General features: G+C 60.0%; 21 protein-coding genes. 12 read left to right on the top strand and 9 right to left on the bottom strand.

Annotated elements, in window-relative coordinates; all coding sequences use genetic code 11:
* Nucleotides 1–22 precede the first annotated feature (22 nt).
* Both HFP51_RS11630 and HFP51_RS11625 read left to right on the top strand, forming a co-directional pair.
* On the top strand, nt 23–463 hold the full coding sequence (locus tag HFP51_RS11630; RefSeq protein WP_176875893.1) for a hypothetical protein: 441 nt from the start codon (nt 23–25) through the stop codon (nt 461–463).
* 228 nt (nt 464–691) lie between these two features.
* Nucleotides 692–2,788 (top strand): TonB-dependent siderophore receptor, encoded by a 2,097-nt coding sequence (locus HFP51_RS11625; protein ID WP_176875892.1) that lies wholly within the window; start codon nt 692–694, stop codon nt 2,786–2,788.
* A gap of 12 nt (nt 2,789–2,800) precedes the next feature.
* Here the strand turns inward: HFP51_RS11625 and HFP51_RS11620 are convergent, their stop codons facing one another.
* Nucleotides 2,801–3,040: a hypothetical protein gene (locus HFP51_RS11620; protein ID WP_176875891.1), complete on the bottom strand. Its 240-nt coding sequence runs from the start codon at nt 3,038–3,040 to the stop codon at nt 2,801–2,803.
* A gap of 109 nt (nt 3,041–3,149) precedes the next feature.
* Between HFP51_RS11620 and HFP51_RS11615 the strand changes: the two genes are divergently transcribed.
* From HFP51_RS11615 to HFP51_RS11590, 6 genes are all read left to right on the top strand, one after another.
* Entirely contained in the window at nt 3,150–4,961 is a 1,812-nt protein-coding gene (locus HFP51_RS11615; RefSeq protein WP_176875890.1) for an ABC transporter ATP-binding protein/permease, read from the top strand.
* 55 nt (nt 4,962–5,016) lie between these two features.
* Complete coding sequence (gene recQ / locus HFP51_RS11610; RefSeq protein WP_176875889.1) at nt 5,017–6,780, top strand: DNA helicase RecQ; 1,764 nt, start codon at nt 5,017–5,019, stop codon at nt 6,778–6,780.
* Between the two features lie 62 nt (nt 6,781–6,842).
* Complete coding sequence (locus HFP51_RS11605; protein WP_176875888.1) at nt 6,843–7,271, top strand: TIGR01244 family sulfur transferase; 429 nt, start codon at nt 6,843–6,845, stop codon at nt 7,269–7,271.
* Nucleotides 7,268–7,681 carry a hypothetical protein gene (locus tag HFP51_RS11600; RefSeq protein ID WP_176875887.1) on the top strand — a complete coding sequence of 138 codons (414 nt, stop codon included), beginning with the start codon at nt 7,268–7,270 and terminating at the stop codon, nt 7,679–7,681. The genes HFP51_RS11605 and HFP51_RS11600 overlap by 4 nt, the downstream gene beginning before the upstream one ends.
* Nucleotides 7,674–8,570, top strand: a complete 897-nt coding sequence (locus HFP51_RS11595; RefSeq protein WP_176875886.1) for a sterol desaturase family protein — start codon at nt 7,674–7,676, stop codon at nt 8,568–8,570. Before HFP51_RS11600 ends, HFP51_RS11595 begins: the two co-directional genes overlap by 8 nt.
* On the top strand, nt 8,563–8,856 hold the full coding sequence (locus HFP51_RS11590; protein WP_176875885.1) for a barstar family protein: 294 nt from the start codon (nt 8,563–8,565) through the stop codon (nt 8,854–8,856). The genes HFP51_RS11595 and HFP51_RS11590 overlap by 8 nt, the downstream gene beginning before the upstream one ends.
* Nucleotides 8,857–8,924: 68 nt before the next feature.
* On the opposite strand, the gene HFP51_RS11585 is transcribed toward HFP51_RS11590, so the two are convergent.
* The 7 genes from HFP51_RS11585 to HFP51_RS11555 all read right to left on the bottom strand — a co-directional run bounded on the left by HFP51_RS11585 (nt 8,925) and on the right by HFP51_RS11555 (nt 14,029).
* The gene (locus tag HFP51_RS11585) at nt 8,925–10,250 is read right to left on the bottom strand and encodes an ammonium transporter (RefSeq protein WP_176875884.1); all 1,326 of its coding nucleotides are present in this window, start codon (nt 10,248–10,250) and stop codon (nt 8,925–8,927) included.
* 10 nt (nt 10,251–10,260) lie between these two features.
* Nucleotides 10,261–10,599, bottom strand: a complete 339-nt coding sequence (locus HFP51_RS11580; RefSeq protein ID WP_176875883.1) for a P-II family nitrogen regulator — start codon at nt 10,597–10,599, stop codon at nt 10,261–10,263.
* Between the two features lie 150 nt (nt 10,600–10,749).
* Nucleotides 10,750–11,562, bottom strand: a complete 813-nt coding sequence (locus HFP51_RS11575) for a patatin-like phospholipase family protein (protein WP_176875882.1) — start codon at nt 11,560–11,562, stop codon at nt 10,750–10,752.
* Entirely contained in the window at nt 11,559–11,771 is a 213-nt protein-coding gene (locus HFP51_RS11570; RefSeq protein WP_176875881.1) for a DUF2007 domain-containing protein, read from the bottom strand. Before HFP51_RS11570 ends, HFP51_RS11575 begins: the two co-directional genes overlap by 4 nt.
* Complete coding sequence (locus HFP51_RS11565; protein ID WP_176875880.1) at nt 11,758–12,336, bottom strand: pyridoxamine 5'-phosphate oxidase family protein; 579 nt, start codon at nt 12,334–12,336, stop codon at nt 11,758–11,760. The genes HFP51_RS11570 and HFP51_RS11565 overlap by 14 nt, the downstream gene beginning before the upstream one ends.
* 24 nt (nt 12,337–12,360) lie before the next feature.
* On the bottom strand, nt 12,361–13,791 hold the full coding sequence (gene tldD / locus HFP51_RS11560; protein WP_176875879.1) for a metalloprotease TldD: 1,431 nt from the start codon (nt 13,789–13,791) through the stop codon (nt 12,361–12,363).
* 19 nt (nt 13,792–13,810) lie between these two features.
* Complete coding sequence (locus HFP51_RS11555; RefSeq protein ID WP_176875878.1) at nt 13,811–14,029, bottom strand: zinc-finger domain-containing protein; 219 nt, start codon at nt 14,027–14,029, stop codon at nt 13,811–13,813.
* Between the two features lie 372 nt (nt 14,030–14,401).
* On the opposite strand from HFP51_RS11555, the gene HFP51_RS11550 reads away from it, so the two are divergent.
* The gene (locus tag HFP51_RS11550) at nt 14,402–14,908 is read left to right on the top strand and encodes a DUF4402 domain-containing protein (RefSeq protein WP_176875877.1); all 507 of its coding nucleotides are present in this window, start codon (nt 14,402–14,404) and stop codon (nt 14,906–14,908) included.
* 71 nt (nt 14,909–14,979) lie between these two features.
* Here HFP51_RS11550 and HFP51_RS11545 read toward each other — a convergent pair whose 3' ends face one another.
* The gene (locus HFP51_RS11545; protein WP_176875876.1) at nt 14,980–15,462 is read right to left on the bottom strand and encodes a DUF4402 domain-containing protein; all 483 of its coding nucleotides are present in this window, start codon (nt 15,460–15,462) and stop codon (nt 14,980–14,982) included.
* A gap of 181 nt (nt 15,463–15,643) precedes the next feature.
* Here HFP51_RS11545 and HFP51_RS11540 point away from each other — a divergent pair, with 181 nt between their 5' ends.
* The 3 genes from HFP51_RS11540 to HFP51_RS11530 are packed head-to-tail and all read left to right on the top strand — an operon-like array spanning nt 15,644 to nt 19,367.
* Nucleotides 15,644–16,564 (top strand): ABC transporter ATP-binding protein, encoded by a 921-nt coding sequence (locus HFP51_RS11540; protein ID WP_176875875.1) that lies wholly within the window; start codon nt 15,644–15,646, stop codon nt 16,562–16,564.
* Nucleotides 16,561–18,165, top strand: coding sequence for an L-aspartate oxidase (gene nadB / locus HFP51_RS11535; protein WP_176875874.1), 1,605 nt, complete (start codon nt 16,561–16,563; stop codon nt 18,163–18,165). The genes HFP51_RS11540 and nadB overlap by 4 nt, the downstream gene beginning before the upstream one ends.
* Nucleotides 18,166–18,179: 14 nt before the next feature.
* A complete protein-coding gene (locus HFP51_RS11530; RefSeq protein ID WP_176875873.1) occupies nt 18,180–19,367 on the top strand; it encodes an MFS transporter in 1,188 nt (395 codons plus the stop codon).
* Nucleotides 19,368–19,401 lie beyond the last annotated feature (34 nt).

Raw genomic sequence — 19,401 nt, 5'->3', positions numbered from 1 at the left:
CCTCGAGCAATAGGAGAGTAAGATGGTTCGGATCATGATCGCGGTATCGGCGCTGGCGCTGGCCAGTTGCACAGGCGGTACCACTGGCAACGAGAGTGATGCCATTGACGAGGCGAGCATCGAACCGGACGCAAGCACAGACGCCGCAGCCACTGAATCGCTGGATGCAATGCCGGATGAATATCTCGGCCGCTGGGATTTCACCGAAGAGACCTGCGCCGATCCGGCCAGCGACATGCGGCTCGACATCGCGGCCAATGAGATCCGCTATTATGAGAGCGCGGCCGTGCCCACCACCATCACTGCCGACGAGGATGGCATAGTGATGGTCGAGCACAGCTTTTCAGGCGAAGGCGAGGAATGGACCGAAATGCTGGCCTATGAATTGAGCGAAGATGGCGAGCGGCTGACCGTCAGCCAGGCCGATGGCAGCCTGTCGATCCGCATGCGCTGCCCCACTTAACCGCCGATCCGCTCGGCTAACCGCATTGCGTGGCATTAGCGGTTGCCAGCACAGCGGCGGCGCGGCACCGAATTGAACCGCGAAACAATCTTTCACCTCCACGCCACAATAGATTTTACGACATTTGTCGAAAAAAGCATGTCGCTGGTCGGAAATGGCCGGTCCAGCTCTGGATGCTTGCCTGCGATTGGCCGATGGAGCGTGCCATCGCAGGGAGGGAAAACAGAGATGCGGCGGAAATATTGGCTGTTATTGTCGACTGCCATGCTGGCTGGGCCGGCATGGGCGCAGGCGTCAATTGACGAGGACAGCGCAGAAACTGGCGCCACAGACGCAGCCGTCGATAACGCCAGCCTGACAGTGGCTGGCCAGAATTACACGGCCGCCGATTTTGCGCGCTTCTCCCCCAATTCAGCGCTCGACATGGTGAACCAGATCCCTGGCTTCACCATCCAGCGCGGCGATGATCGCCGCGGCCTTGGTCAAGGCGGCGATAATGTCCTGATCAATGGCGAACGGGTTTCAGGCAAATCGAACGATGCCGTTACAGCGCTTGGCCGCATCTCGGCCGCCAATGTCGTGCGGATCGAAGTGCGCGATGCCGCCTCACTCGATATTCCCGGATTGTCCGGCCAGGTCGTCAACATCGTCGCCGAATCCACCGGGATAACCGGCAACTTTGCCTGGTACCCACAGTTTCGCGCCCGCATTACCAATCCGCGCTACACCGCTGCCGAGATATCAGTCAGCGGCACCCAGGGCGCGTTCGATTACACGCTCAGCCTGTCCAACACGGACAATTCGTTCCGCGGCGGCGCCGAAGGACCAGAACTTGTGGTGGATCCCAATGGCGCGATCATTGGACAGCATGAAGAATTGGCAACCTTTAGCGGTGATCGACCACAGCTTTCCGGCACATTCCGCTATGACGGACCGGGCAGTTCGGTCGGCAACCTCAATCTATCCTATGAACGCTGGTATTTTCGCGGGAGCGAGGATTCGGTCCGCACCGGTCAGGGCATGCCGGACCGGACGCGTTTCTTCCGCGACCGGGAGAATGAATGGAATTTCGAAGTCGGCGGTGACTTTGAATTCGCGCTTGGGCTCGGCCGGTTGAAGCTGATCGGCCTGCGCCAGTTTGAGCGCAGTCCCTTTCGTACCAGCCTGATCACCGATTTTGTCGACGGCACGCCATCGATTGGCGATCTGTTCGAACGCACCCTTGATGAAGGCGAATGGATTGGTCGGGCTGAATATGGCTGGGAAATGGGCGGTGATTGGCAGGTCGCTGTCGAAGGTGCGCTCAACACGCTTGAAGTGAGTTCTCAACTTTCGTCGCTCGATGCCAATGGCAATTTCCAGCCGGTTATCCTGCCCAACTCGAACTCACGCGTCGAAGAAGAGCGGGCCGAGATCAATATTACCTATGGCCGACCGCTCACCGACAGCCTCACGCTGCAGACCTCGATCGGCGGCGAATATTCGACGATCATGCAAAACGGCGCCAACGGGCTGACCCGCTCCTTCTATCGCCCCAAGGGATTTTTGTCCTTGGCCTGGCAGGCAAATGAAAATCTCGACATCCGCGCCCGGGTCGAACGCGAAGTCGGTCAGCTGAACTTCTCGGACTTTGTCGCCTCGACCAATTTGGGATCCGACAGCCAGGATGCGGGCAACCCAAATCTCGTGCCGCCGCAAAGCTGGAATTTCGAGATTGAAGCAACCCAGCAATTGGGCGCATTCGGATCGATCACCGCGCGCGTTTACTATGAGAAAGTCAGCGACATTGTCGATCAGATCCCGCTCGGCCCAAACGCTGAGGCGCCGGGCAATATCGACAGCGCTAACCGTTATGGGATCGAATGGAACAGCACATTCAATTTCGATACGCTCGGCTGGCATGGCGGGCGGCTCGACGTCGAACTCAATCTGCAGCGCAGTCGGGTCCGTGATCCATTAACCGGTGTGCGGCGCTCCATCTCTCATGAGATGCAGCGCGATATCGAGATCGAGCTCCGCCACGACATTCCGCAGACCGACTGGGCCTGGGGCCTGGAATATGAAGATTATCGTGAAGCACCCGGGCTTCGCCTTACCCAGATCAACAATTTCCGCAGCGGCGCTCCCTTTGTCGGGGCCTATATCGAACATAAAGATGTGTTCGGGCTGCGGGTGCGGGGCGGCGTTTACAACATTCTCGATCGCGACGAGAATTTCACCCGCACCTTCTTCGTCGATCGGCGCGATGGCCCGGTTGCCTTTATCGAAGATCGTACACGCGAATTCGGGCCGATCTTTTCCTTCCAGATCAGCGGCAGTTTCTAAAGGATCGCGGCCTTAGTTGAGGCTGCCGCTGTCGCCATAGCGCCAGTTGCTGGCAATCTGCTCGTTGAGATCGCGGCATTCGGCCATCAAAAGCGGAAAGGGCTGGTTGCTTTCGCGGATCAGGGCCGCTTCGCTATCGGCATAGCAAGCGGCTTCGCTGCGATAGATCGCATTTTCGCGCGCCACCTGTTCGCACATCGTACCAGCATCGCCGCATCCCATGATTGCCAAGATGAAATAACCCGGACCCATTTGTCTTCCTCCATTTGATGCAGCGATTATTAGCCCGGCGCATCAATTCGGAGCTGTGGTGCAGATCACAGGCTGGTCGTTTTCGAAAAAAAGCCTATCTAGACAGCCCATGCCGCCCGAGACCCCCCCAGAGAAACAGCTGAACGAGCCCGGGCTGGCATTGATGCGTCGGTTCCTGCCCTATCTTTGGCCCAAGGGTCAGCCGGGCCTGAAGGCGCGGGTTATTGGTGCTTTCGCCTTTGTGCTGTGCGCCAAGGCCGTCATCCTGATCATGCCCTTTGCCTATAAGGGCGTGATCGACAGCATGGATGACCAGCTGGATCCGGCGATCATGCTCGCCATCGCCTTGGTCGTTGCCTATGCGGGCGCGCGGTTCAGTGGCGTGTTGTTCGACAATCTCCGCAATGTAATCTTCGAAAAGGTCGGTCAGACCGCGGCGCGCAAGCTGACCGAGAATGTCTTTTCGCATCTCCATCGGCTCAGCCTGCGTTTCCATCTCGAGCGCAAGACGGGCGGCGTAACCAAGATCATCGAGCGCGGGACCAAGAGTATCGACACGATGCTCTATTTCCTGCTGTTCAATATCGCACCGACAGCGGTTGAGCTGATCGCGGTCTGCATCATCTTCTATGTGAAATTCGGCCTGACGATGGTCGCCGTCACGCTGGGCGTGATCGCGGTCTATATTACCTTTACCCGGCTGGTGACGATCTGGCGCACACAGCTGCGCCGCGACATGGTCGATCTCGATACGACCGCCTACAGCCATGCCGTCGATTCCTTGCTCAACTTTGAAACCGTCAAATATTTCAATGCCGAGGCGCGCGAAGCGCAGCGTTTCAGCCGGGCGATCACCAGCTGGGCCGGCGCAGCGGTCAAAAGCGAAAACAGCCTTGCGCTTCTCAACGTCGGCCAGGCGCTGCTGACCAACCTGATGATGGCGGGCGCCATGGCCTATACCGTCTGGGGCTGGAGCGAGGGCATGTTCACGGTCGGCGATGTGGTGCTCGTCAATGCGCTGCTGATGCAGCTGTTCCGCCCGCTCGATTTTCTCGGCACCGTCTACCGGACGATCCAGCAGGGCATGATCGACATGGAAGCAATGTTCGATCTCATCGATACGCCGGCCGAGATTGTCGATCAGGATGGCGCACCGCTGCTCGCCGTCGATCGCGGTGCGGTGCGCTTCGAAGCCGTGGGCTTTGGCTATGATGCGGACCGCCGCATTCTCCACGGAGTCGATCTGGATATTCCGGCGGGGAGCAAGCTTGCGATTGTCGGGCCGTCTGGTGCGGGTAAATCGACCATCGCCCGGCTGCTCTTCCGATTCTACGAAACGAGCAGCGGGCGGATATTGATCGATGGCCAGGATATTGCCGCGGTTCGCCAGGACAGTTTGCGCGCCGCTATCGGCATCGTCCCGCAAGACACCGTGCTGTTCAACGACACGATCGGCTATAATATCGGCTATGGCCGTGATGGCGCGACCCAGGCCGAGATTGAAGAGGCCGCCAAGGGCGCGGCGATCCATGATTTCATCCTCAGCTTAACCGATGGCTATGACACCCGGGTCGGTGAACGCGGGCTCAAGCTTTCGGGCGGGGAGAAGCAGCGGGTGGCCGTGGCCCGGGCGCTGCTCAAGGATCCGCCGGTGCTGATCCTCGATGAAGCCACCAGCGCATTGGATTCGCGGACCGAAGCCGAAATCCAGGCGACGCTCGATCGCGCGGGCCAGGGGCGCACGACTATCGTTATCGCCCATCGCCTCTCAACGATCATCGATGCCGATGAGATTGTCGTCCTTGATGCCGGGCGCGTCGCCGAGCGGGGCAGCCATGCGGCGTTGATCGCCAAGGCCGGCCTCTATGCCGAAATGTGGGCGCGGCAGCAGGAAGAACGGCGGTCTGAACCGGATCGCTAACATCATAGACCGAACGGGACGTGCGCAACACCGCGCGACAGGATAAGCGGGACCAATGGATCAGCCCGAAACGATTCTCAAAAAAGTCTTTGGCTTTGAAAGCTTTCGCAGCGTCCAGCCCGACGTGATCGATCGGGTGATGGCGGGTCAGCATAGCCTGGCCGTGATGCCGACCGGGGCGGGCAAATCGCTCTGCTACCAGATTCCTGCGCTGGCCCGGCCCGGTACAGGGATCGTCATATCGCCGCTGATTGCACTGATGCATGACCAGGCGCGCGCGGCGCGCGCGGCCGGCATCAAGGCGGCAACATTGACCTCGATCGATAGCGATTGGGCGGAAACCCAGGACCGGTTTCGCGCGGGCGATCTCGATCTCCTCTATGTCGCGCCCGAGCGGGCAAGCGGGGCGGGCTTTCAGGATATGCTGGGCGCGGTGCCGCTGGCGCTATTTGCAGTCGACGAAGCGCATTGCGTTTCCGAATGGGGCCATGATTTCCGGCCGGACTATCGATTGCTCCGCCCGCTGCTCGATCGTTTCTCAGACGTGCCGCGCCTCGCCCTGACCGCCACCGCGGATCGCCACACCCGCGCGGACATCCTCGAACAACTCGGAATCCCGGAAGAGGGCGCGATCGTCGCCGGTTTTGATCGGCCCAATATCCGCTACATGATTACGCCGCGCGCCGGTATCGCCAGCCAGGTCAAGGCGCTACTTGCCGAACAGCCGGGCGCCGGGATCATCTATGCAACGAGCCGGGCCGCGACCGAGAAGCTGGCCGGGCAGATCGCCGCCACGGGCCGTGCATCGGCGGTCTATCATGCCGGCCTGCCCGCCGAGGAGCGTGCCGCGAACCAGGCGGCCTTTGTCGCATCCGAGGACATGGTGATGTGCGCGACGATCGCTTTTGGCATGGGGATCGACAAACCGGATGTGCGCTTTGTTGTCCATGCCGGGACGCCCAAATCGATCGAGGCCTATTATCAGGAAACCGGTCGTGCGGGGCGCGATGGCGATCCCGCCGAAGCGCATCTCTTCTGGGGCGCAGAGGATTTCGTCCGCGCAAGGCGCCGGATCGAAACCGAGATTGAGGATGGCCGGCGCGGCGGCGAGCGGACGCGATTGAATGCATTGGGCGCACTCGTGGAAACCGCGAGCTGTCGCCGCGCAATCCTGCTGCGCCATTTCGGCGAGGACCCGCCCGAACGCTGCGGCAATTGCGACAATTGCCTCGCCCCGCCAAAATCCGTCGACGGGACCGAGACCGCGCGCAAATTCCTCTCCGCCGTATATCGCACGGGCCAACGGTTCGGCATGGGCCATGTCGGCGAGGTGCTGGCGGGGCGGGAAAATGAGCGGATCCTTTCGCTGGGCCATGACAAGCTATCGGTGTTCGGGATTGTCGATGAGGAGGAAGAGCCGCTGGTGCGCCCTGTCGCCCGCGCACTGCAGACGCGCGATGCGCTCGTCCAGACGGAACATGGCGGGCTGGCGCTCGGCCCGGAATCCCGCGCGATCCTGAAAGGCGAGGCGGAGGTGTCGCTCGTCCTGCCACCGCGCAAGACTCGCAAGCGCCGCGCCAATCGCAGCGCCAATCCGGTCGGCGATCCGCTGTTTGATGCGCTGCGCGAGAAGCGGCGTCTGATCGCGACGGAGAATGGCATCCCGCCCTATGTCGTCTTCCATGATGCGACGCTGCGCGAAATGGCGGTGATGAAACCCGATAGCCTGTCCGCGATGAGCCGGATTTCCGGCGTCGGCGATCGCAAGCTGGCGACCTATGGCGAAGAGTTCCTCGCCATCATTGCCGCGCATCAATAGCCGCTCAGCGCTTGCGCACCGGCCCCGTCTGGCCATATGAGCGGCGACAAGAGGAGACCCCCATGTTTCGTACTGTGACCGATACTTTCCTGGCTTCGCCGCAAATCTCTACCGACGATGTTGCCGAAGCCGCCAAGCAGGGCGTGACGCTGATCATCAACAATCGCCCGGACGATGAAGACCCGAACCAGCCCGCTGGCGGCGCAATCGCCGCGGCTGCGCAGGATGCGGGGCTTGCCTATGTCGCGATCCCCGTCACCCATGCCGGATTCTCGGTGCCACAGGTCGAGGCCATGCGCAGCGCGATTGACGAGAATGGCGGCAAGACACTGGCCTATTGCCGCTCGGGCACGCGGTCCACGCTGCTCTGGGCCTTGGCCGAAGCGCATACGGGCCGCGATCCCGAAACAATCGCCACCGAGGCCGCCAATGCGGGCTATGATGTCGGGGCGATCCGCTCGATCATGGATGCCTTCGCCGCCGCCAAATGAATCTGACGGTCCTCCTTGGCTCGCTCGCCGCGGTCTTTGTCGTGGCCGCCATCAGCTGGCTGATGGGCCTCGGCCGCATACCGCGCATCGGCAGCGAAGCGGATGCGAGACAGCTGGCCCGCGAGGCGCATAGCGGTTTCCAACCGACCGGTGCCGCAGTCAGCATCGATGGAAAAGCGGCGCTGGTGGCCGGGCAGGGCGGAGATTATGTCCTGCTGCGCGATCATGGCGCCAATGTTGCCGCCCGGGTGCTGCATGAAGCCCCTTCGATCCGCCGCGACGGTGCGATGCTCATCGTGGAGACCGGCGAGATGATGTTCGGCGATCTACATCTCGAACTCGAAGACGATGCCACGCAGCACTGGACGGACCAACTCACATCGCAGGCCGGAGCCATCGCGCATGGATGAGCTGCCTGATCCGGTCCAATATGCGATCCCCGCTTTCATCATCCTGATCCTGATCGAGATGGTGATTGCCCGCCGCGTCGATCCCAGCCGCTATGAGCCCAAGGACACGCTGATCTCGCTGTTGCTCGGCACCGGTAGTACGGTCGCCGGCGCGCTGACCGGCTCCTTTGTTATCGGCCTGTCGGTCTGGCTATCGCAATTCGGCCTGTTCGAAATCGGCTATGTCTGGTGGGCCTGGATCCTTGTCTTTCTGCTCGACGATCTTGCCTATTATGTCTTTCACCGCATGGCCCATCGGGTGCGCTGGTTCTGGGCCAGCCATGTGATCCATCATTCGAGCCAGCATTATAATCTCTCGACCGCATTGCGGCAGACATGGACCGGTTTCTTCTCGCTCTCCTTTGCCTTCAGCCTGCCGATCATCCTGCTCGGCTTTCCGGTTGAAATGCTGCTCTTCGCGAGCGCGGTGAACCTGGTGTATCAATTCTGGATCCATACCGAGGCGATTGACCGGATGCCGCGCTGGTTCGAGGCATTCTTCAACACGCCGTCGCATCACCGCGTCCATCATGCGACCAACCCGCGCTATCTAGATAAAAACTATGCCGGCATGCTGATCATCTGGGATCGCATGTTCGGGACATTCGAAGCGGAGCGCGCTGACGAGCGGCCACGCTATGGCATCATCAAGAATCTCGGCAGCTTCAACCTGCTTTGGGCGGCGTTCCATGAATGGATCGGCATCGCCCGGGATGTCGCGACGGTGCCCGGCATCCGCAACAAGATCGGCTATCTCCTCCGCCCGCCCGGCTGGAGCCATGATGGCTCGCGCGACACCAGCGATACAATCAAGGCGCGCTGGCGGGATCAGCTCGCTACTGATGAGTGAACCAACTCGCATCATTCTCCACCCCTGTGATTGGAGATCTAAGGCCAATTTCTATGACGAAATCCTGCCGCAACTGGGCGCGCCGGACTGGCACTGGCGCAATTTGGATGCGCTTGAAGATTCACTTGTCGCCGGACAGATAAATCGGGTTGAACCGCCACTGCTCATCGAGATCTACAAACCGGATCAGGCGGCGCGCTTTACGGCCGCAATAATCGAAGCGATGACGGATATTGCGCGGGAAGCCAGCCAATCCGGTCGGATGATATCTATCGAGATCACATAAAAATGGGCCGGTGGATCTCTCCACCGGCCCAGTGATTCGCGGGAACGAACCTCTGTGATTAGTGCAAATCAATAATTGTAAGCACGCTCGCCATGTTCAGCGAGGTCGAGACCTTCGCGTTCGGCTTCTTCGCTGACCCGCCCGCCGGTGACGAGCTTGGCAACGTAGAAGGCAATGGCAGAGCCGACACCGGCCCAGGCGACGGCAACAAGCACGCCCTGGAGCTGGATCACGAACTGAGCGCCAGCGGCATAGTCCGCATCACCCGGTCCACCGAGCGCTGGCATCATCGTGAATGCCGTGCCGAGCGAACCGACGATACCGCCGATACCGTGGATACCGAACACATCGGCCGTGTCGTCAAAGCCGAGCTTCGGCTTGATGACGGCGACGAACCAGAAGCAGAGTATTGCCGCCACTGCGCCGACCAGGATCGCGCCGAACGGCCCGCCATTGCCAGCTGCCGGCGTAACCGCAACCAGCCCGGCAATTGCACCTGAACAGGCACCGAGCAGCGAACCCTTGCGGCCGGTAACCGCTTCAGCGAGCATCCAGAAGAGCACGCCAGCTGCGGTTGCGACGAAGGTGTTGAGCACGGCGAGCGAGGCAAAGCCATCTGCTTCGAGAGCAGAGCCGCCGTTGAACCCGAACCAACCGACCCACAGCAAGCCCGTACCGACCAAGGTCATGGTCAGCGAGTGCGGCGGCATGGCGTCTTTTTGATAGCCGAGCCGTTTGCCGAGGATCAGGCAACCGACCAGAGCGGAGACACCGGCATTGATATGCACGACAGTACCGCCGGCAAAATCAAGCGCGCCCCATTCGAAGATCAGTCCGCCCGTTGCCCAGACCATATGGGCGATCGGGAAATAGACGATCGTCAGCCAGATCAGGGCGAAGACCATGATCGTCGAGAATTTCGCCCGCTCGATCACGCCGCCGACCACCAGCGCCGCGGTGATCGCGGCAAAGGTCATCTGGAAGGCAATGAAGATGAATTCGGGAATCTCGACGCCATCGGTAAATGTCGCCGCGGTTGAATCCGTTGTGACACCGGCAAGGAATATCTTGCCGAAGTCGGCGATATAGGCATTGCCGGTATCGCCGAACGCCATCGAGTAGCCATAGGTTACCCAGACAATCATCGCGAGACAGGCCACGGCCATCACCTGGGTGAGAACCGACGCCATATTCTTGGTGCGGGCGAGGCCGCCATAAAAGAGCGCGAGCCCCGGCACGATCATCGCCATCACAAGCACGGTAGCCACAATCATCCAGGCGGTATCGCCCTTATCAACCGTTGCAGTCGCAGCTTCGGCGGCGTCCTGGCCCCAGGCAGGGGCAGCGGCGAGGGCCGCCACGGCATAGGCCGAAATTTTGGTAAAAAGTCGCATTATCTTCCCCTTACAGAGCCGTCTCGTCGGTTTCGCCTGTGCGAATTCGCACTGCACCACCGACATCAAGTGTGAAAATCTTGCCGTCTCCGATCGATTCCGTATTCGCTGCAGCAGCGATGGTTTCGACGACGCGCGGCGCGAGATCATCGCTGACCACTGTCTCGATACGGATCTTGGGAACCATGTTTGTGGCATATTCAGCGCCGCGGTAAACCTCGGTTTGACCCTTTTGTCGGCCGAAGCCTTTGGCCTCGACCGCGGTCATCCCCTGGACGCCTATTTCGGACAAGGCTTCACGCACCTCATCCAGTTTGAACGGTTTTATAATAGCTATGACTAGTTTCATATCGCCTCCCTGATGGGGCGATGATTGCTGCATCGCAACATAGGTGTCAAATGGCGATTGCAATAAAAATGCGAATTTTGTTATAATATTATTTCAATATTGTGAAAAAATCGCTGTTTTCCGAGCAGTGAGCCGATTCAAAAAAATCACTCAACCGTCAATCAATCTTTCGATTTCTGGGATGGCCTTCACCGCTTCACGGCGTCCAATCTCAATCAGATCCTCGGCGCGGGTGAAATTGGACGTGTCGATATGGCCGACCGGCAGACGCAGTTCGAGGTCTGGCGGATCCTGGTCGAGCGAGAGGCGCGCGAGCTTGGAGAGCATCAGTCCGGTGGCGCTGCGAACCACCGATAAGGTGGTCAGTTTGGCGTCCTCGCCATCCTTGATGCCGACCGCCGCGCGCCGAGCGATATAATCGCCCTGCAAATTGATCGCGACGATCGGTCGGCCATCGGCCATGGCCCGGGCAGGCGTCACGGGTACCGGCATGACCGCGCCGCCATCGGACAGGATCATGCCCTCATGCACGACCGGCTGGAATATTCCGGGCAAGGCGATCGTTGCATGGATCGCATCCCCGACCGGGCCGGAATCGAGAATGACAGCATCGCCGGACAGCAGATCTGCGGCCACGACTGCGGTGGGAATGTTAAGCGATTCAAATGTCAGATCGCCGAGATGTTCTTCGATCAGCTTGGCAATCGCCTTGCCGCTCAAAACCGAACCCGGGCGCCAATTGGGGCCGAGATAGCGCAGCACCGAGCGCATCGACGATGCCGATTGAGCGAGCTCCTCCAATATGTCCAAGCGACCGGATGCAAAGGCGATCGAGACCACGCCGCCGATCGAGGTGCCGGTCAGCACGCCGATATCGATACCGGCAGCTTCAAGCTCACGGACAACGCCGATATGGGCCCAGCCAAGGCCAGCACCGCCGCCCAGGACAAGCGCAATACTCATTGCGCCTCCGCTTCGCGGATTACGGCAAGGGCAGCCTCAAGATCGGCCTCCTCCACCATCAGCCGCACGGGAATCATGATGCCAACGCTTTCGGCGATATTCATCCCGGTATCGAACGAGACAGCTTCAATCCCATCGGCCTGCAGCCGTCCGCGAATGATCGCGGCTTCAACGCCGCTCGGAAAGCGGCCCAGTTCAACCAGCGCCATCGACCTTGATCTCCTCGTCGAAATAGCGGGTCGTCGGACGGACCGGCAGGCCATCGATACTCTCGGTACGCCCGCCAACCTTGGCGAGCCATTCGTCTTCGCTGGGCTGTTTATGGGCTTTTTGGAGTGTGGCGCGATCTTGTTTGTGCTCCATGAAGGGCACGCCCCAGCCGCAGCTTTCCTGAACATTATCCACCGCAATATCGAAAATCTGCCGGGTGCCCGGGAGGATCTCGAAATTCGCAGCCAGTTCGTCCCAGCCATCATCCTGCGGCAGCACGGCTGTGCCATGGCCATAGATGCGGAAGATCAGGGCCGGCTGTTCGAAGGCACAGAACATGATCGTAATCCGGCCGTCGGCGGTTAGGTGCGCATGGGTTTCATTGCCGGACCCGCCAAGATCGAGATAAGCCACGCGGTTGGGTCCAAGCACGCGAAACGCATCATAGCCTTTGGGCGATAAGTTGATCCGCCCATCGGCCGCCGCCGTTGCAACAAAGAACATCGGCTGCTTTTCGACAAAAGCGATCTGCTTGTCGGTCAGTGCATCGAAAAAATCAGCCATCGTCTCTTCCTTTGTTGCGCGTTCCTATGCCGCCGTTCCGCCAACCGTCAGCCCATCCAGCAACAGCGTCGGCTGGCCAACACCGGCGGGGACGGACTGGCCGCCCTTGCCGCAAATGCCGATGCCTTCGTCGAGCGCGAGATCGTTGCCGATCGCCGATACCTTGGTGAGCGCGGTGGGCCCGTCGCCGATCAGCGTTGCGCCCTTGATCGGCGCGCCGATCTTGCCGTTTTTCACGCGATAAGCCTCAGTGCAACTGAACACGAATTTACCGCTCGTGATATCGACCTGTCCGCCGCCAAAGCTTTTGGCGAAAATGCCATCCTTCACCCGGCTCATGATTTCTTCCGGATCATCTTCGCCGGCCCGCATGAAGGTGTTGGTCATGCGCGGCATCGGCGCATAGGCGAAACTTTCGCGGCGGCCATTGCCGGTGGCAGGGACGCCCATCAGCCGCGCATTCATGCGATCCTGCATATAGCCGGCAAGGATGCCATCCTCGATCAGCACGGTTTCCTGGGTCGGTGTGCCTTCATCGTCGATCGAGAGCGAACCGCGCCGATCGGCAATCGATCCATCATCGACCACCGTGACGCCCGGCGCTGCAACGCGTTCGCCGATACGGCCGGAAAAAGCGGACGTCCCCTTGCGGTTGAAATCGCCTTCCAGGCCATGGCCGATCGCTTCATGGAGCAGGATGCCGGGCCAGCCTGGGCCGAGCACGACTTCAAACTCGCCAGCCGGTGCCGGTTCCGAACCAAGATTGACGATTGCCTGGGCCAGAGCCTCATCGATTGCGCGATTCCAGTTCGCGCTCTCAAACAGGCGGTCATACAGATAACGCCCGCCCATGCCGTAAAAGCCGGTTTCGCGCCGCCCATTTTCCTCGACAACAATCGAGACATTGAGCCGAACGAGTGGACGGATATCGGTGGCGACATAACCATCGGGCCGGACGATCTCGATTACGCTCCACGATCCTGAGAGCCCGGCAGTGACCTGCACGACACGCGGATCGCGGGCGCGGGCGGCGGCATCGATCTGCTCGCATAGCGCCACTTTCTCGGCAAAGGGAACGAGGGTCAGCGGATCATCAGCCGTATAGAGATGGCGGTTCGTAGCGCGCGGCGCTGGCTGGCGTGTTTGTGCTGCCGGATCGAGCAATCGCATCGTTTCACCGGCACGCAATATGGCGGCCTCGCTAATCTCATTGGCATGGGCAAAGGCGGTCGTCTCACCTGATACGCCGCGCAGGCCAAAACCGGCTTCGGTGCTGTAATCGGCGGTCTTCAACCGGCCATCGTCAAAGGCAAAGGCTTCGGACGCGCTATATTGCATATAGAGCTCGCCATCATCAGCGGTCTTCAAAATGTCGGCTGTCAGCGCCTTGGCACGATCAGGATCAAGCGCATCGGCGCGGTAAAGAAGCGAACGGGGATCGGATGAAGTTGTCATACGATCCGATATAAGGAGATTAGTCGGCGGATACACCCTTATCGGCAGACGCTGTATCAGCCGGGCCGCCAATCAGGACAAAATGCCGGTCGCAATAGCCACAATCGACATAGCCGGCCTCATCAATCTCGAGCCAGACCCGCGGATGGCCAAGGGCTGCGCCGCCGGCAATATCATCGGCCCCGTCGCACGCAACGCGGGTATCGGAGACTCTTACGGTTTCAGGCTGGTCGGTCATGATGGCGACGCGCATAGCAAGCGCCCGTTTTTGGCGCAATCGACTTCGGCGATGCTAAGAAAAAGTAAATCAGCAAGCCGTTGGTAGAGGGGCGCCTGACTTCCTGCTGGGCGCGATTAGGCGGGTCCGGACTGAAAGATCCGGGCCAGCGTTACCGCCGAAAGCGCGAAATCCTCAGTGATAGACTGCCAGAGGTTCGAGAGGGTTTGCCATGTCATGCCCCTCAGATAGGGCGTGGCCCGTTAATTCTTTCCTGAAAAACACCGTTAAACAAAGCTTTACCGCGTTTGAAAAACCGCGCGGACTGCCCGTTCGCTTAACCCGATGTTGAGGTTCTTTGGCGATAAGAGCCTGTCTATCCCGGGGGGGTTTATGAAGCGCATAATGGTCTACGCGGTTTCTGCCGCAACGCTGGCTTTGAGCCATAGCAATATTGCTCATGCCGCCGATGCCAGCGCGTCGGCCGATGCGGTTATTGTGACGCCACTCTCTCTGGTGAATACAACAGATCTCGAATTTGGTGCCCTGTTGCCGAGCGCAACAGCCGGTACCGTAGTCATCAATCCCACTAATGACGCCCGTACCGTAACCGGTGGCGTCACCGCCGCCGGTTCGGGGGGACAGGCGGCGCAGTTTTGGACCTATGGCGGCCCGCTGCAGTTCATATTTGTGACGCGCGGCCCTTTGCCGGTCCTTAATCGTGTAGGCGGCGGCGGCAGCATGAATGTGTCTGGGCTGACGCTCAACGGCCCGGTTTTCCGGTTTCTGAGTAGCGCCGGCCTGCTCGATCTGCGTGTCGGGGGCACGCTGCAGGTCGGCGCGAACCAGGCGCCGGGTAACTATGAAGGCAATTTCGACATTACCGTCACCTATTTCTAGGCGCGCCGATCGAAAGACGCGCTGCCGTTAGGCGCCGCGCTTATCTTCAAATTTTCAATTGAATCAGTTGACTAGCGAAAGTCGACGGTCACATCGAATGTGCCGTCATAGACACCGGGCGCCTGATTTGCCCCGACCTGCAAGCGACCGCTAACAAAGAATGTGTGATTGCCAGCGGCATTGAGCCGCTTGTTGCGGTTGCCGTTGATACGAACCCGATCCATCACCATCGTTGCCGGTCCGCTGACATGCGTCAAAGTGATCGGTGCAGAAGCCAATGTGATACGATAGCGCTGCCGCGATGGCCCGGTCACGAGGAACTCGCCCCGCTGGCAATCGCTTCCGACAAGCGTGACACCGCCCTGAGCAACACAGACGCCCGAATTGCGACGAATGTTGATGCGTCCGCCGGTGGCGCTGGGAATGATGGTGCCGAAATCCAGTCCGGTTACCTGGGTCAGCGTCAGCTGTTCCAGAATCTCGACCTCGGCATCGCTCGTTTGCGTAGCGGCCAGAGCCGGCGCAGCACCCAGCATGACAGGCAGCGCCGCCATATATATCGCCCTGCGGCGTATCTGTGAAAACTGCATTGGCATGTGAGATTATTCCCCCCAGGCCTCTGCATTGGCAGGAAATGGCCAAATTAGTCCGAACAAGCTTGGTTAATGGTCTGTGAAGGAATTAGTGGTGCCCGGCGCTTTGCGGCTTGCGCGGGACAGGCTATGCGCTGCGGTTATGAATGATGCAGCGATCCATGTCGAAAATGTCACCAAAATCTATGAAGGAGAGGTGCGGGCGCTCGATGATGTGAACCTCACCGTGCCGCGCGGTGCGATTTTTGGTCTGTTGGGCCCCAATGGCGCGGGCAAATCGACGCTGATCAACATTTTGGCCGGACTGGTGAACAAAACCGCTGGCTCTGCCTCGATCTGGGGCTTCGACATTGATCGCGATCCGCGCAATGCCAAGGCGAGCATCGGTATCGTCAATCAGGAGATCACTTTCGATCCCTTTTTTACCCCAGCCGAGACGCTCGATATCCAGGCCGGCCTTTATGGTGTTTCGCGCAAGGACAAGCGCACCGCCGAGCTGCTGAGAGCGGTGCGCCTCGAAGACAAGGCCGATGCCTATGCGCGGACATTGTCGGGCGGCATGAAGCGCCGGCTGATGGTCGCCAAGGCGCTGGTCCATTCACCGCCAGTGCTCGTGCTGGATGAGCCAACCGCGGGCGTCGATATCGATCTGCGCCGCCAGCTCTGGGACTATGTGCGCGAACTGCATGCGGCAGGCACCACCGTCGTTCTGACCACGCATTATCTGGAGGAAGCCGAAGAGCTGTGCGATCGGATCGCGATCATCAACCATGGCAAGCTGATCGCCGACAAGCCAACCCGCGAACTCGTCAACATGGCCCAGGAAAAGGCCGTCGTTGTTACGGTCGAAAACGATATTGCAACGCCGCCCGACACCGCCGCCTTTGAAAAGGTCGAGCAGATCGATGCGCGGACGCTTTCGATCACCTATCGCAAGGACAAGGTGAATGCTGGCGAAGTGCTCTCCGCGCTTGGCGATGCCGGCCATAACATCATCGATGTGTCGACCCGCGAGGCCGACCTTGAGGACGTGTTTCTCAACCTCACCCGGGATGCCGCGTGAGCGACCATGATATCCTGATAATCGGTTCGGGCGCAGCCGGGCTGACCGCAGCGATCACACTCGCCGAAAGGTTCAAGGTGTTAGTGCTCGCCAAGGGCGCAATTTCCGGCGGCTCCACTGCCTGGGCCCAGGGCGGGATTGCGGCGGTGCTTGAACCCGGTGATACGTTCGAAAGCCATATCGCCGACACGATGGATGCGGGTGCCGGACTGAACCGCGAAGAGACGGTTGAATTTGTCGTTGAAAATGCGCCGGCGGCGATCCAGCGGCTCATCGATCTTGGCGCGGATTTCACGCTCGCGGAGGATGGCGATCTGCATCTGACGCGGGAAGGCGGCCATAGCCATCGGCGGATCGTCCATGCCGATGATGCAACAGGCTGGGCGGTGCAGGAAGCGCTGGAAGGCGCGGCCAAGGCCAACCCGAATATCACCTTGATGCCCGACATGGTGGCGATCGACCTGATCACCGATCGCCATGCGGAAAGCCCAAGCGCCAGCGATCATGGCAGCGATCATGTTTGGGGCGCCTATGCGTTCAACAAGGCGAGCGGCCATGTCGAACGCTTTACCGCCCGCGCCACGATCCTCGCCACCGGCGGCGCGGGACGCACCTATCTCTTCTCGACCGCGCCGCGCGGTGCGACAGGTGATGGTATTGCGATGGCCTGGCGTGCGGGATGCCGCGTATCGAACATGGAATTCATGCAATTCCATCCAACCTGCCTGTACAATCTGGAGGTCAAGAATTTCCTGATCACCGAAGCCGTGCGCGGCGAAGGCGGGCACCTCAAGCTGCCGGGCGACGCGCCCAATCCTGGCCATCGCTTCATGCCGGAATTTGATTCGCGCGAAGAACTTGCGCCCCGCGATATCGTGGCCCGCGCCATCGATAGCGAGATCAAGCGGTTTGGGCTTGATTATGTCCATCTCGATATCAGCCATCGCGAACCCGAATTCGTCCGCGATCATTTCCCGAACATCTATGACAAGCTGATTGGGCTCGGCATCGACATGACCACAGAGCCAATCCCGGTCGTCCCTGCCCAGCATTATACCTGTGGCGGTGTGCGCATCGATCTCAACGGCTGCACTGATATGTCGGGTCTCTATGCGGCGGGCGAGGTCAGCGAGAGCGGATTGCACGGCGCCAACCGGCTTGCCTCCAACTCACTGCTCGAATGTTTTGTCTTCGGTGAAGCCGCCGCCAATCATATCCGGGATCATTGGGACGATCTTCCGGAACCGCCACCGATCCAGCCCTGGGATGAGAGCCGGGTCACCGATTCCGATGAGGAAGTCGTCGTCCAGCATAATTGGCGCGAGATTCGCCGGTTCATGTGGGACTATGTCGGCATTGTCCGCACGACCAAACGGCTGGAGCGAGCCCAGCACCGCGTCGAGCTGCTCCGCCAGGAAGTCGACGAATATTATGGCAATTTCCGTGTCACGCCCGATCTTATCGAGCTGCGCAACCTGATCGAAGTCGCCGCGCTGATCGTCCGCTCAGCCCTGGTACGCAAGGAAAGCCGCGGGCTGCACTATACGACCGACTATCCCGAACGGGCCGGTGAAGCGCTCGACACCGTCCTCGCGCCCTAGCGGAGCGGTAGGTCATGCCCCTCCCCCGTTTCCTGCGCGCCTATTATGCCTATGTCTTCCTGATCGATTTCATTCTCGGTTATGCGATCTACACGGCCTATTTCTCGCTCAGCGGATTGGGCGTGTGGGATATCGCGCTCTTGTTTATCTTCTGGTCAATCGTTGCGGCGATTTTCGAGATCCCCTCGGGCGCACTGTCCGATCATCTTGACCGGCGATGGCTGCTGATTGCGGCACCCCTGATCAAGGCGGCGGCCTTTGCCTTTTGGGCGATTGCCAATGGCAGTTTCGCGATATTTGCCCTTGGCTTCCTGGTCTGGAGCTTTGCGAGCTCGTTGATCTCCGGATCGAAAGAGGCGTTGCTCTACGAACATATGGACGCCGCCGGCGAGGCCGACGATTATGATCGTGTGCTGGGTCGCGATCGCGCACTGCAGGAGATCAGCGCCGGCATTGCGATGGTGCTCGGCGGGTTGGTCGGTCATGTGTCGATGGAAGCCGCATTATGGCTCGCGCTGCCGCCGCTGTTCCTCGCCGCGCTGATCGCGATCTGGCTGCCCGATGTTCGATCCAAGGCCGATCTGCCGACCGAGCGGCCCAACTATCTCGCCCATTTCGTCGAAGCCGCGCAGGAGTTCAAAGCCGAACCGGTGCTGCGCTTTGTAACCGGCTATCTCGTGCTTGGCGTGATGCTGTTCTACGTACTCGAGGAGTTCGATCCGCTCTATTATCTCGCGGTCGGCGTGCCGATCTGGGCGTTCGGGCTGGTCGGTGTGCTCGCTATCGCGGCCTATGCCTATGCAAGCGTCATGGCGCATAAACTGTCGAATTTTCGCGCCGGCGGCTGGCTTTTACCGCTCGCTTCCGGTGTCTGTTTGCTGATCGCGGGGTTGGGCGATTCGATCTGGCTCCTGATCCCGCTGATGATGGCCTATATCTGTATTGCGCCGCCGCTGATCCTGGCCGAGGCGAAATTCCAGCAGGTGATGGGCGGCTCCAGCCGGGCAACGACAACCTCGGCGATGGTTTTCTTCCATTGCATCGCCAGCATCTTCATGTGCCTGGCGATTGGACTGGTTGCCGACCGCTTTGGAATCCTGACTGCCTATGGCTGGTGCGGCGTCTATCTGATCGTCTTTTCCGGCTGGGCCTGGTGGCGGGATCGCAAGGGCCAAAATGCGATTCACGCGGTCGAAGCGTGATTCTCTTTGCCCCGCGCGCGCCATAGGCTAGACC

The sequence above is a fragment of the Parasphingopyxis sp. CP4 genome (assembly GCF_013378055.1).
Taxonomy (GTDB): domain Bacteria; phylum Pseudomonadota; class Alphaproteobacteria; order Sphingomonadales; family Sphingomonadaceae; genus Parasphingopyxis.
This window is presented reverse-complemented; position numbering and strand designations above follow the sequence as displayed.